This is a genomic window from Streptomyces sp. NPDC111802 (genome assembly GCF_055634335.1).
The window spans coordinates 92,241-105,155 of sequence record NZ_JBVKCZ010000021.1 but is presented as its reverse complement, the minus strand read 5'-3'; the positions used below and the strand labels follow the sequence as shown (position 1 = coordinate 105,155).

General features: G+C 72.2%; 7 protein-coding genes. 4 read left to right on the top strand and 3 right to left on the bottom strand.

Translation table 11 applies throughout. The annotated features are described in order from the left end of the window. The first annotated feature begins 75 nt into the window (after positions 1–75). Positions 76–819: an IclR family transcriptional regulator gene (locus ACZ7NC_RS23815; protein WP_471491117.1), complete on the top strand. Its 744-nt coding sequence runs from the start codon at positions 76–78 to the stop codon at positions 817–819. A gap of 36 nt (positions 820–855) precedes the next feature. Here ACZ7NC_RS23815 and ACZ7NC_RS23810 read toward each other — a convergent pair whose 3' ends face one another. The 3 genes from ACZ7NC_RS23810 to ACZ7NC_RS23800 form a co-directional block, all read right to left on the bottom strand. Further along, positions 856–2,295, bottom strand: coding sequence for an NAD-dependent succinate-semialdehyde dehydrogenase (locus ACZ7NC_RS23810; RefSeq protein WP_471491032.1), 1,440 nt, complete (start codon positions 2,293–2,295; stop codon positions 856–858). Further along, entirely contained in the window at positions 2,292–5,057 is a 2,766-nt protein-coding gene (locus tag ACZ7NC_RS23805; RefSeq protein ID WP_471491031.1) for an FAD-binding and (Fe-S)-binding domain-containing protein, read from the bottom strand. Before ACZ7NC_RS23805 ends, ACZ7NC_RS23810 begins: the two co-directional genes overlap by 4 nt. 196 nt (positions 5,058–5,253) lie before the next feature. Continuing rightward, a complete protein-coding gene (locus ACZ7NC_RS23800; RefSeq protein ID WP_471491029.1) occupies positions 5,254–6,522 on the bottom strand; it encodes an aspartate aminotransferase family protein in 1,269 nt (422 codons plus the stop codon). Positions 6,523–6,759: 237 nt separating this feature from the next. Between ACZ7NC_RS23800 and ACZ7NC_RS23795 the strand changes: the two genes are divergently transcribed. From ACZ7NC_RS23795 to ACZ7NC_RS23785, 3 genes are all read left to right on the top strand, one after another. Further along, positions 6,760–8,403 (top strand): PucR family transcriptional regulator, encoded by a 1,644-nt coding sequence (locus ACZ7NC_RS23795; RefSeq protein WP_471491028.1) that lies wholly within the window; start codon positions 6,760–6,762, stop codon positions 8,401–8,403. Positions 8,404–8,762: 359 nt separating this feature from the next. Beyond that, positions 8,763–10,748: a beta-galactosidase gene (locus ACZ7NC_RS23790; protein ID WP_471491026.1), complete on the top strand. Its 1,986-nt coding sequence runs from the start codon at positions 8,763–8,765 to the stop codon at positions 10,746–10,748. Positions 10,749–10,764: 16 nt separating this feature from the next. Beyond that, positions 10,765–12,900, top strand: coding sequence for an alpha-galactosidase (locus ACZ7NC_RS23785; RefSeq protein ID WP_471491024.1), 2,136 nt, complete (start codon positions 10,765–10,767; stop codon positions 12,898–12,900). The last annotated feature ends 15 nt before the right edge of the window (positions 12,901–12,915 follow it).

Below are 12,915 nucleotides of genomic sequence, written 5' to 3'. Positions count from 1 at the left end.
CTCCACATGGCTCTGACAGGGAGTCAAGAGATGAACACGGCGAATCCACACAACTGACGGGGGGACCGCATGGAGATGAAGAGCGTCACCAGGTCGCTGCGCATCCTGGAGGCCGTCGCCCAGCACCAGCCCGTCACCGTCGGGGAGTTGACGAAGCTCTTCGGCCTGCCGAAGTCCACCGTGCAGCGCACCCTGGTCACGCTCAACGAGGCGGGCTGGCTGCGGGCGAACCGCAAGGACACCACCCGCTGGGAGATCGGCGCCCGCGTCCTCGCCGGAGGACCCGCCGCCCTGCAAGGCTCAAGCCTGTTCGCCGCCGCCCGCGAACCCATGATCCGACTCCGCGACGCGGTGAACGAGACCATCCACCTGTCGGTACCCGACGCCCTGCACGGGATGGTGGTCGTCGACCGCGTCGACTGCGACCACGCCGTACGCACCTTCCACGCCATCGGCGACACCTCACCCCTGCACGCCACCGCCGCCGGGAACGCCGTCCTCGCCCATCTGGGGAAGTCCGAGGTCGACGAGGTCACCGCGGGGACGCTGGAAGGCTACGGCGAGGAGACCATCACCGACCCGGAGGAACTGCGAGCGGAGCTGCAGCGCGTGAGAGAGCGTGGCTACGCCGTCAACCACAACCAGTACCTACAGGGTGTCTGCGCCATCGCGGCACCCGTGCTGGACGCTGAGCGCGTACCGCTGGCCGCCGTGGCCGTCTCCCTGCCCGACTCCCGCTTCGAGCCCGGCCGGCTGCCCGAGATGGGAAGGCTCGTCACCGACACCGCGGCGGAGATCACCGCACGCCACCTGCGCTGAGGCCGCACCGAGGCGAGGTCGAACAGGGAGTAGCCGTCAGCTGACGGGCACCGCGAGGTACTGGTACTCCAGGAACTCGTCGATTCCCATCCTGCCGCCCTCACGGCCCAGCCCTGACTGCTTGACCCCGCCGAAGGGTGCGGCCGGGTTGGAGACGAGCCCCGTGTTCAGCCCCACCATGCCCACCTCCAGCCGCTCGCTCACCCGCAGGGCACGGTCGAGGCCCTCGGTGAAGACGTAACCGACCAGGCCCCAGGGGGTGTTGTTGGCCCGGCGGATCACCTCGCCCTCGTCGTCAAAGGTGAGGATCGCGGCCACCGGGCCGAAGATCTCCGTGTCCATCAGCCGGCTGCCGGGGTCGACGTCGGCGAGCACGGTCGGCGGGTAGAAGCAGCCCGGACCCTCCGGCGTACGGCCGCCGACGAGGACGCGTGCACCACGCTCCACCGCGTCGGCGACCAGCTCCTCGACCTTGGCACGCCCCGTCCTGTCGATCAGCGGGCCGACATCGACGCCGTCCCGGGTGCCGGGGCCCACGACGAGCGCGCCCATCCGCTCGGCCAGACGCCGCCCGAACTCCTCCGCCACCGACCGGTGCACGAAGAAGCGGTTGGCGGCCGTGCAGGCCTCGCCCATGTTGCGCATCTTGGCGACCATCGCCCCGTCCACGGCCTTGTCCAGGTCGGCGTCCTCGAAGACGATGAACGGCGCGTTGCCGCCCAGCTCCATCGACGTCCGTACGACCGCCTCCGCGCTCTGGGCCAGCAGCAGCCGCCCGACGGCCGTGGAACCGGTGAAGGACAGCTTGCGAATCCGCCCGCCGCGCAGAAGCGGTTCGCAGACCTCCCCCGCACGGGAGGTGGTGACGACGTTGAGCACGCCGTCCGGCAACCCGGCCTCCTTCAGGATCGCGGCGAGAGCCAGGCTGGACAGAGGGGTCTGCGGGGCCGGCTTGAGCACCATCGTGCAGCCGGCCGCGACCGCCGGGCCGATCTTGCGGGTGCCCATGGCGAGGGGGAAGTTCCACGGGGTGATCAGCAGACAGGGGCCGACCGGGCGGCGGGAGAGCAGCATGCGGTTGCGGCCGTCGGGCAGGGTGCCGTAGCCGCCGTCGATACGGACGGCCTCCTCGGAGAACCAGCGGAAGAACTCGGCCGCGTACGCCACCTCTCCCCTGGCCTCGGTGAGCGGCTTGCCCATCTCGGACGTCATCAGCTGGGCGAGCTCGTCGGTGCGCTGGATGATGATCTCGTAGGCGCGGCGCAGGATCTCGCTGCGCACCCGGGGTGCCGTACGGGCCCACTCCTGCTGTGCCTGCACGGCCGCTTCCTCGGCGAGCCCCGCGTCCTTGGGACCGGCGTCGGCGACGTGGCAGAGGATCTCGCCGGTGGCGGGGTCGTCGACGGGCATGGTGGCGCCGTCCGCGGCGTCCACCCAGGCCCCGCCGATGAACAACTGAGTGGGTGTGTCGGTCATGAGGTCTCTCCTGATTGATCGGATCGATCGACGGCGGGGTCGAGCAGTTCCGCGAGGTGCAGGGCGCGGACGCCCCGGTCTCCGGCGAGGTGGTCGATCTGGGTCGCGCAGCTGAAGCCGTCGGCCACGACGACGGTCGGGGTGGCCCCGTCCATGGCGTGGATGCCGTCGAGGCGCGGCTTCAGGGCCAGGTCGGCGACGGCCATCGAGGTGTCGTAGTGCTGTTCCTCGAAGCCGAAGTTGCCGGCGAGACCGCAGCAGCCCTCGGCCTCGCCGACCTTCCGTACGCCGAGGCGGGAGAGCAGGTCGCGGGGGTGGCGGCCCTTGAAGGTGGCGTACTCGTGGCAGTGGGTCTGCAGGACGACGTCGTCCGGCAGCGCGGGCGGGCGCCAGCCGGGTGTGGCGAGGTCGGTCAGGGCGCCGGTGAAGGTGTGGACGCGGGCCGCGACGCGCTGGGCGGCGTCGGTGCCGAGCAGTTCGGGAATGTCACGCTTCAACGCGGCCGCGCAGCTGGGCTCGGCCACGACGATGGGCCGTTCGTCGCCGTTGTCCAGACGGGCGACCGTGCGGGCCATGATGCGGCGCGCGACGGACAGCTGCCCGGTGCTCACCCAGGTCAGGCCGCAGCACAGGTCGTCCTGCGCCGTGCAGGGAACGCCGGCGTCGGCGAGTACGCGGCTCGCCGCCCCGGCCACCTTGGGGCGGAAGGCGCGGGTGAAGCTGTCCACGAACAGCAGCGTCTTCGCCGGTTCGCCGGTTCTCGCCGTGCGCAGGGCCCGGCGCAGTGCGCGGCGGGAGGCGAAGGCGGGGATCCGGCGTCTGGTGGTCACGCCGCCGAGACGTGCGAGCAGCTTCCCAAGGTGTCCGCGCAGCAACGTGTTCACCGGGCGGGCCACGCGTCCGACGAGCCTGGACGTCAGCGGCAGCCAGCCCAGGGAGTAGTGGGAGCGGGGTCTGACGCGGCCCTTGTAGTGCTGGTGCAGGAACTCCGCCTTGTACGTGGCCATGTCGACGCCGACCGGACAGTCGCTGGAACACGCCTTGCAGGACAGGCACAGGTCGAGGGCGTCACGGACCTCCGTGGAGCGCCAGCCGTCCCGGACGGTTCCGCCCCGCACCATCTCCTGGAGCAGGCGGGCCCGACCGCGGGTGGAGTCGGTCTCCTCCCCCGTGGCCCGGTAGCTGGGACACATCACGCCGCCCGCGTCGCTACGGCAGCGGCCGACGCCGACGCACCGGCGCACGGCACCGGCGAAGCCCTTCTCGTCGTGCGGGAAGGTGAACTCCGTGTCGATAAGCGGGAGTTGGTGCACGGCGAGGTCGTCGTCCAGGCGGGCCGGGGCCACGATGACACCCGGGTTCAGCAGTCCCTCGGGGTCGAAGATCTCCTTGAAGGCAGCGAACGTCCGGATGAGCCGGTCGCTGTACATGACCTCCAGCAGCTCGCCCCGGGCCCGCCCGTCGCCGTGTTCGCCCGACAGGCTTCCGCCGTGCTCCACGACCAGGGCGGCGGCTTCCGACAGGAACCGGCGGATGGCGGCGCGCCCCGTGTCCGTGGCGAGGTCGAAGTCGATGCGTACGTGGACGCAGCCCGCGCCGAAGTGCCCGTACAGCACGCCGGTCAGACCGTGCGCGGCCAGCAGCTTACGGAAGCCGCGCAGGTAGGCGGCCAGGTTCTCGGGCGCGACCGCAGCGTCCTCCCAGCCGGGCCAGGACTCCCCGCCGTCCACCAGGCGGGCCGCGAGCCCTGCCCCGTCCTCCCGTACCCGCCACAGCGAGCGTCGCTCGGCCGGGCTGTGCACGACCCGCCCGTCGGTCGTACGGCCCTGCGCCTTGAGCACGTCCAGCAGTTCGGCGGCGCGGGCGTCGACGGCCGCCTGATCGTCGCCGTCGAGTTCGACGTACAGCCAGGCCCGCCCTTCGGGGAGCCCCGTGACGGAGTTCGGACCACGCCGGGCACGCATGGTGGCGACGATCGCCTCGTCCATGCCCTCCACGGCGGTGGGGTTCCAGCGCAGGATCTCGGGGACGTCCTCGGCGGCGTCGACGACGTCGTCGTCGTAGCCGAGGGTGAGGAGCGTGGACGCCTGTGCGGTCGCCACCAGGCGGACCGTCGCCGCGGTGACGACCGCACAGGAGCTCTCGGTGCCCACCAGTGCGCGAGCCATGTCGAAGCCGTGCTCGGGCAGCAGATGGTGCAGTTGGTAGCCGGAGACCTGACGCGGAACGCGTCCGAGATCGGTGCGGATCGGCGCCAGATTGGCTTCGATCAGGCGGCGTACGTCCGTTTCGATGCGGGCGACTCGCTCGACCGCGTCCGTGTCGTGCGGGTCTGCCGCGCGCAGGCCGGTTCGGTCGGCGACCGCCCGCACTCCGTCGGCCGTCACGATCTCCAGCGCCTCGATGTGGCCACTGGTCCGCCCGCGCCGCACCGACCGGTTGCCGCAGGCGTCGTTGCCGATCATGCCGCCGAGGGTGCACCGGCTGTGCGAGGACGGGTCGGGGCCGAAGGTGAGCACGTGCGGTGCGGTCGCGCCGCGCAGCGCGTCCAGGATGACTCCGGCCTCGACTCGCGCGGTGCGCGCCGTCGGGTCGATGCCCAGGATCCGGTTCATGTACCGGGAGAAGTCCAGTACGACGCCGGGCCCGACGGCGTAGCCCGCCATGCTGGTGCCGCCACCGCGGGCGGTGACCGGAACGTGGGCCTCGCGGCAGGCCCGCAGCACCGCGACGACGTCGTCGGCGCTGCGGGGGAAGACCACGGCCCGCGGCGGGAGCCGGTAGTTGGAGGCGTCCTAGGCGTAGCGGCCGGTGGAGGCGGGGCCGGTCTCCACCCGTAGGCGAGCGCGGTCTCGGCGAGCCGTGCGACCAGCGGTTCCAGGGGCGTGGTGGCGTCCGCCATCGCCGCGCCGGGCGAGGTGGCGTCCGGCATCGCCGCGCCGGCCCCGGTGGGGTCCGTCATCGCCGCGCCGCTCCCGATGTGCCGACCTCCACCGCGGTCGCCCACGCCTGGAGGCCCTCGTCCACCGCCGTCTCGTCGATCACCAGCGCCGGGATCATCCGTACGACCTGGTTCCAGGCCCCGCACAGCAGCAGAAGCAGGCCCTCGTCAACGGCGGCGCGCTGCACGCGGGCGGCGGTCTCCGGGGCGGGGTTGCCGTCCTCGGTGACGAACTCGGTGGCCAGCATCAGCCCGAGGCCCCGCACGTCGCCGATGCCCGGCGTCCGGTCGGCCACCGCCTCCAGGCCGCGGCGCAGCCGGTCGCCCATCGCCTCGGCGTTCTCGACGAGCTTCTCGTCGCGTACGACATCGAGGGTGGCGCAGGCCGCGGCGCAGGCAACGGCGTTGGCGCCGTACGTGCCGCCCTGCGAGCCGGGCCATGCCTTGGTCATCAGCTCCTCCGAGGCGGCGATGCCGGACAGCGGGAAGCCGCTGGCCAGGCCCTTGGCGGTGACGAGGATGTCGGGCGTGACGCCGAAGTGGTCGTGCCCCCAGAAGCGGCCGGTACGCCCGACGCCCGTCTGCACCTCGTCGAGAATCAGCAGAAGGCCGTGGCGGTCCGCCCGCTCCCGCAGGCCCTCCATGAAGGCTCGGTTCGCGGGGATGTATCCGCCCTCGCCCAGCACCGGCTCGACGATGATCGCGGCCGTGTCGGCGGGCGAGGAGATCGTCTGGAGCGTGTAGTCCAGTTCCTTCAGGGCGAAGCGGGTGGCGGTCTCCTCGTCCCAGCCGTAACGGTAGGCCGACGGGAACGGCGTGACGACGACACCGCTCATCAGCGGCGAGAAACCGGAGCGGAAGCGGGTGCCGGAGGTGGTCATGGAGGCGGCGGCGACCGTACGACCGTGGAAGCCGCCGTGACACACGATGACGTTCGGCCGGCCGGTGGCCTGGCGGGCCAGGCGCAGCGCGGATTCCACCGCCTCACTGCCGGAGTTGGTGAAGAACAGGCTGTCCAGACCGGCCGGCAGCACCTCGCCGAGCTTGTCGACCAGCCGCCGCAGCGGCTCGTGCATGACCGTCGTGTACTGGCCGTGGATCAGCGTGCCCACCTGCTCCTGCGCCGCCGCCACGACCTTGGGGTGGCAGTGCCCGGTGCTGGTGACGCCGATGCCTGCGGTGAAGTCGAGGTAGCGGCGGCCGTCCTCGCCGTAGAGGTGGACGCCCTCACCCCGGACCGCCACCACGGGTGTGGCCTGGCGAAGGTGCGGCGACAGTGCGGTCATGTTCGTCTCCCGGCCTCGGCGTTCGGTCTGCTGCGGTATCCCGAGCATCTCCGCGGACCAGGGGTGCGCCAACGTGCGATCTGTCCGGCCGGGCCGCGACATCCGGACGTTGTGTCCGCCTCGCCGGGGGTATGCCGGGTGCCGATCGCTCACGGACCGCTCTTGCGCAGGTCAGCGACGCTTGTCACAGTGGCCGGGCACTCGCGCGCACTGAGCCGTGCTCGAGCAGGGGACCCCATGGAGACACCGGACACCGTGAACGACAACCACCCGGCCGGCCATGGCACCACCCGCGCGCTCACCGTCGCCGACGTCCTGGCCCTTCCCGTCCTGGCCGCCGGACAGCCCCAGGTCGTCACCGGTGTGCCCCAGCTGGACCGGCCGGTCAGGTGGGTCCACATCACCGAACTGACCGACCCCGCGTCCTTCCTCAAGGGCGGCGAACTCGTCCTGACCACCGGAATGCCCCTCCCCGAAGACGTGCCCGGCGTGCGCCGGTACGTCGACGAACTCGCCGACGTAGGGGCCGCGGCGCTGGTCATCGAACTCGTACGTCGCTATCACCGCCCGCCGGACGCCCTCGTCGACGCCTGCCGCCTGCGTGGCCTTCCCCTCGTCACGCTCGCCAAGGACGTCAACTTCCTGGAGGTCACCCAGGTCGTGCACGCCCTCCTGCTCGGCAACCAGGCGGACGCGATGCGCCGCACCCAGCGCATCCACGAGGCGTTCACCGCCCTCACACTGCGCGGAGCCGGACCGGAGGACGTGGTGCGTGCGGCGGCGGAGATGTGCGGCCGCACGGTCGTCCTGGAGAACCTGGTCCACCAGGCACTGATCTGCGAACCGTCCGGAGGCACGGTGGAGGAGGCGCTCACCGGCTGGGAACGGCGCTCCAGAGCCACCGGAGCCGACGACCACACGCCGGGATGCGGCCCGGCGGGATGGCTCACCGCACCCGTCGAGTACCAGGGCGAGCGCTGGGGCCGTGTGGTCATGCTCCCGGCCCGCACCGACGGCCCCGCCTTCGGGCCGGAGGACATCACCGTGCTGGAGCGGACCGCGATGGCGCTGACCGTCGCCCGACTCATCCACCCCACTCCCTGGGAACACACCGCACACCGCAACGCCCTGCGCGACCTGGTCGACCAGCGCCACCGCTCCGCCGAGGACGCCCGCGCCCGCTGCGCCGCACTTGGCCTGCCGACCGACCGAAGCCGGTACGTCGCGACCCTGGTGGACCTCCGCACAGGCCAAGGGGGAACCGAGCCCGAGGCCCGCCTGCTCCAGGAGCTGCGGACGGCGGGAGTCCCGGCGCTCGTCGGCGAACTGGCCCCCGACCGCCTCGGCATCCTGCTGGCTCTGCGTCCCTCCCAACCCTGGCGCCCGGTCGTCGAACGACTGTGCAGCACCACACTGAGCCTGGCCCCGCGAGCGGTCGTGACGGTCGGTACCGAGGTCACGGATCTCTCCGACACCGCCCGTTCCTTCCGCGAGGCGGCCCGCGTCGCCGAGGCCACCCCGCCCGGCCAGCCCCTCCCCCCGGACCGGTCCTTCCACGAGCTGTCCGACATCGGCCTGCGCCGCCTGCTCTACGCGCTCCGCGAGGACACCCGGATCCAGGAGTACGCCGAACAGCAGCTCGGGCGACTCATCGATTACGACACCCAGCACGGCACCGACCTGCTGACGACCCTGCGCCACTACCTCGAAGCGGCCGGCAACAAGACCACCGCCGCGCGCCGGGGCGGCCTGTCCCGCGAAACCATGTACCAACGTCTGCGCACCATCGAGCGTCTCCTCGACCGCGACCTGGAGTCCGGCGAACAGCGCACCGAACTCCACGCGGCTCTCACGGCGTTCGATGTGCTTCGAGCCCACTGACCGAGCCGCCGGTCGAACAGCCGCAACCACGCACCCACCGCGAGATCCTCGGCGCTGGTCGTGCGGCGCTCGCGGTCGCTCGTGAGCCGAGTGTTGAGCCGGCGCTGAGGCATGCTTGTCGAAGCGCTTCGACGATGCCATTCCCACTGACGGGCTGTCAATGCGCCTGCAGAAGAAAGAGTCTCGCGGTCGAGACCCTTGTTTGACCCGAAAATCGTCCGCTAACTTGCGGCTGAAGTGAAGCGCTTCGACAGCCGCCGCAGGAAGGCCGCCGCCATGGGTCATGAGGTGAACCGCGGAACCCTGCCGGGGGGCGGCCCGACAGAGCACGACTCCCTCTCCGTACCCGAGGAACCGTCATGACGACTCGCAGCATCACCGACCGCCTGGGCGGCCTGGCCTTCGGCGGGGACTACAACCCCGAGCAGTGGGACGAGCCGGTTTGGAAGGAGGACGACGAGCTGATGCGCAGGGCCAGGGTCAATCTGGCCACCGTCGGCGTCTTCTCCTGGGCGCTGCTGGAACCGGAGGAGGGCCGCTACGACTTCGCCTGGCTGGACGCCCACCTGGAGCGCCTGCACGCGAACGGCGTGGCCGTCGACCTGGCCACCCCCACCGCCTCCCCGCCGCCCTGGTTCACCCTGGCCCACCCGGACGCGCTGACGGTCCGGCCCGACGGCACCCGTCTCGTCCACGGCAGCCGGGACACGTACTGCCTCACCGCGCCCGCGTACCGCAACGCGGCCCGTCGGATCGCCGCGGTGCTCGCCGAACGCTACGGCGACCACCCCGCCCTCGCGCTGTGGCACGTGCACAACGAGTACGTCACCCTGTGCTACTGCGACCACACGGCCGCCGCCTTCCGGGTGTGGCTGCGCGCCCGTCATGGCTCGCTGGACGCCCTCAACGACGCCTGGGGAACGGCCTTCTGGAGCCAGCGCTACACCTCCTGGGAGCAGATCCTGCCGCCGCGTGCCACCAACTGGCACAAGAACCCCGGCCAGGCACTGGACTTCCACCGCTTCTGGTCCGACGAGGTCATCGCCGCCTACCGCGAGCAGCGGGACGCGATCCGCGCGCACAGCGACCGGCCGGTGACGACCAACCTGATGCTGCCCTCGTACCAGAACATCGACCTGTGGGCCCTCGCCCGGGAACTCGACGTGGTCACTTGCGACCAGTACCCCGGCGCACCCGGCCTGGCCGCCGCCGCCGACGTCGCCTTCCACGCGGACCGCGCCCGCTCCCTGGGCGGCGGCCGTCCCTGGCTGCTGATGGAGCAGGGCACCAGTACCGTCTACGACGGCGACCGGGTCCTCGCCAAGGACCCCGGTGACATCCTGCGGCACACCCTCGGCCATATCGCCCGCGGCTCGGAGGGCGCCCTCTTCTTCCAGTGGCGGCAGTCCCGGGCCGGCGCCGAGACCTGGCACTCGGGGATGGTCCCGCACGCAGGACCCGACAGCCGGATCTTCCGCGAGGTCACACAGACCGGGGAGGCGGTCGCCCGCCTCGGCGAGCTGGCGGGTTCGACGGTGTCGGCGCCGGTGGCCGTCCTGCACGACCCGGACGCCTGGTGGGCGCTCGGCGTGGACGGACTGCCCTCCACGGAGCTCGACTACCACGCGGCGCTCGCCCGGGCGCACCGCGCGCTGTGGGAGGCCGGGGTCACGGTCGACTTCGCCCACCCCGAACACGAGTTGAGCCGCTACCCGCTCGTCGTCGCACCGGCCCTGTTCCTCCTCTCCGACGGGGCCGCCGAGAATCTGCGCCGTTACGTCGCCGACGGCGGGACGCTCCTCGTCCAGCACGCGAGCGGCTACGCCGACGAACGCCTCCACGCCCGCCTCGGCGGCTACCCGGCCGCTCCCCTGCGCGAGGCGCTGGGCATCCGCGTCGAGGAGTACCGGCCCCTGCGGCGGGGCGAGCGGATCACCCTGTCGGACGGAACACAGGGCACCGCCTGGAGCGAGTCCCTGCGCACCGAGGGCGCCGAGCCGCTCGCCGCCTACACCCACGGGATGCTCACCGGCAGCCCGGCGCTGACCCGGCACCGCCTCGGCAACGGGCAGGGCTGGTACCTCTCGACCCAGCTCGAAGACCCCGACTACGGCGCCCTTGTCGCCCGGCTGCTCGACGAGGCCGGGGTGGGCCCCGAGCTGCCGGGCCTGCCCCCGCAGGTCGAGGCCGTCACCCGACGCACCCCGGACGGACGCCGCTGGCGCTTCCTGATCAATCACCGCACCGAACCCGTGCCGCTGCCCGAGCCCGCCCACGACCTGCTCACCGACGCACTCGCGCACGAACTGCCGCCCGGCGGTTGCGCGGTTCTGCGCGGGCACTGACCTCGAAAGGGCAGACATGACCAAGGGACAAGGGACCTTCCACTGGGGACACGAGGCCCTTCACCTCGAGATCGTCCTCGATGACGACGGCAGCCCGCGCCTCGCGTACCTCGGGCTTCCCGGCGAAGCGCGGAGAACTCCCGGTGCTTCCCAGCCCCTGGTGGAGGTGACGGCCGCGGGCCACGGCCGTGGCTGGTCGGGCGACCGCCTCGTGGGCACCGATCTCGGCGGGCGGCTGCGCCACCGGAGCCACCACGCGACCCACGACGGCGACTGGCACACCCTGACCGTGCATCTCCACGATCCGGAAACCGGGCTGGCCGCGGAGGTCACCTACCGCTCCCCGGACGGCATCCCCGTACTCCGCAGCGAGGTGACCCTGCGCAACGAGGGGCAGGCCACGCTGCACCTGGAGTCGGTCAGCTCGCTCGCGGTGGGCTGCCTCACCCCGCAGGACACGGCGGCCATCGACGCAGCGGACCTGCTGTGGGCGGACAACGACTGGCTCACCGAATGCCGCTGGCGGCGACAGCCGATGCGCCTGACCACACCGGCCCACAGCGGACGCGTGAGCAACGGGCACGGCAGAGCCGGCTTCACCCTGAACGGACAGGGCACCTGGTCCAGTTGCGGGCACCTCCCCATGGGCGGCCTGACGGACCGGATCACCGGCCGCACCTGGGTGTGGCAGATCGAGCACAACGGCGGGGGCTGGCGCTGGGAGTGCGAAGAGCGGGAAAAGGCGGCCTACGCGGCGCTGTTCGGACCCACCGACACCCACCACGGCTGGCGGCACCCCCTTGAACCCGGCGCCGTCTTCCGCACCGTACCCGCCGCCCTGTCCTTCAGCGCCGACGGCGGCCCGGACGAGGCGTTCGCCGCGCTGACCCGCTACCGCCGCGCCCAGCGCCGCCCGCACGCCGACCACCAGCGCCTGCCCGTCATTTTCAACGACTACATGAACTGCCTGATGGGCGACCCCACGACCGAGAAGCTGCTGCCGCACATCGACGCGGCGGCCGACGCGGGCGCGGAGTACTTCGTGATCGACGCCGGCTGGTACGACGACGACAACGGCGGCTGGTGGACCACCGTCGGCGCCTGGGAGCCCGCCGCCTCCCGGTTCGGCGGGGCGCGCGGGATCCACGAGGTGCTGGACCGCATCCGGGAGCGCGGCATGGTTCCCGGCCTGTGGCTGGAGCCGGAGGTGATCGGCGTCCGCAGCCCCATGGCCAAGTCCCTGCCCGACGAGGCGTTCTTCCGCCGCGACGGCGTTCGCGTCACGGAGGCCGGCCGGCATCACCTGGACCTGCGCCACCCGGCCGCCCGGGCCCATCTGGACCAGGTCGTGGACCGTCTGGTCGGCGAGTGGGGCGTCGGCTACCTCAAACTCGACCACAACATCGACCCCGGCTCCGGCACCAGCGCCCGCCCCGGCGAGACCCCGGGCGCCGGCCTGCTCGGCCACAACCGGGCGCACCTCGACTGGCTCGACGGCGTCCTCGACCGGTACCCGCACCTGGTGGTGGAGAACTGCGCCTCGGGCGGTATGCGCTGGGACGACGCCCTGCTGTCCCGGATGCAGCTGCAGTCCACGAGCGATCAGCAGAACCTCCAGCTCTACGCGCCCATCGCGGCCTCCGCGCCCACCGCTGCCACCCCGGAACAGGGCGCCGTCTGGGCGTACCCCCAGCCGGAGGACTCCCTCGACGAGGTGGCCTTCACCATGGCCAACGCGCTCCTCGGCCGGATCCATCTCTCCGGCCGCATTCCCGAACTCGCCCCGGAGGCCCGCGCCCTGGTCCACGAGGCGGTGGCGGCGTACAAGGCCATCCGCGCCGACCTGCCGGGGGCCGTGCCGTCCTGGCCCCTGGGCCTTCCTGCCTGGGACGACCCCTGGATCGCCCTGGCCCTGCGCACTCCCGCCACCACCTACCTCACCGCCTGGCGCCGCCCCGGAGCCGACGCCACGGCGACGCTTCACCTGCCCGACCTGCGGGACACCGCCGCCCGTGTCGACCTGCTCTACCCCTCGGTCAGTCAGGCCGTTTCCGCCTGGATGCCCGGCACGGCCGAGCTGAGCCTGACCCTGCCCACCGCGCCGTCCGCCGTCCTGCTCCGCATCACCCGCACGGATCCCGGCGCTCCCTGAACCACCCCACGCCCG

Bases quoted from the DNA above. Each gene is read 5' to 3' on its own strand.
- ACZ7NC_RS23815 (WP_471491117.1), top strand. From the start codon at position 76: ATGAAGAGCGTCACCAGGTCGCTGCGCATCCTGGAGGCCGTCGCCCAG.
- ACZ7NC_RS23810 (WP_471491032.1), bottom strand. From the start codon at position 2,295: ATGACCGACACACCCACTCAGTTGTTCATCGGCGGGGCCTGGGTGGAC.
- ACZ7NC_RS23800 (WP_471491029.1), bottom strand. From the start codon at position 6,522: ATGACCGCACTGTCGCCGCACCTTCGCCAGGCCACACCCGTGGTGGCG.
- ACZ7NC_RS23795 (WP_471491028.1), top strand. From the start codon at position 6,760: ATGGAGACACCGGACACCGTGAACGACAACCACCCGGCCGGCCATGGC.
- ACZ7NC_RS23790 (WP_471491026.1), top strand. From the start codon at position 8,763: ATGACGACTCGCAGCATCACCGACCGCCTGGGCGGCCTGGCCTTCGGC.
- ACZ7NC_RS23785 (WP_471491024.1), top strand. From the start codon at position 10,765: ATGACCAAGGGACAAGGGACCTTCCACTGGGGACACGAGGCCCTTCAC.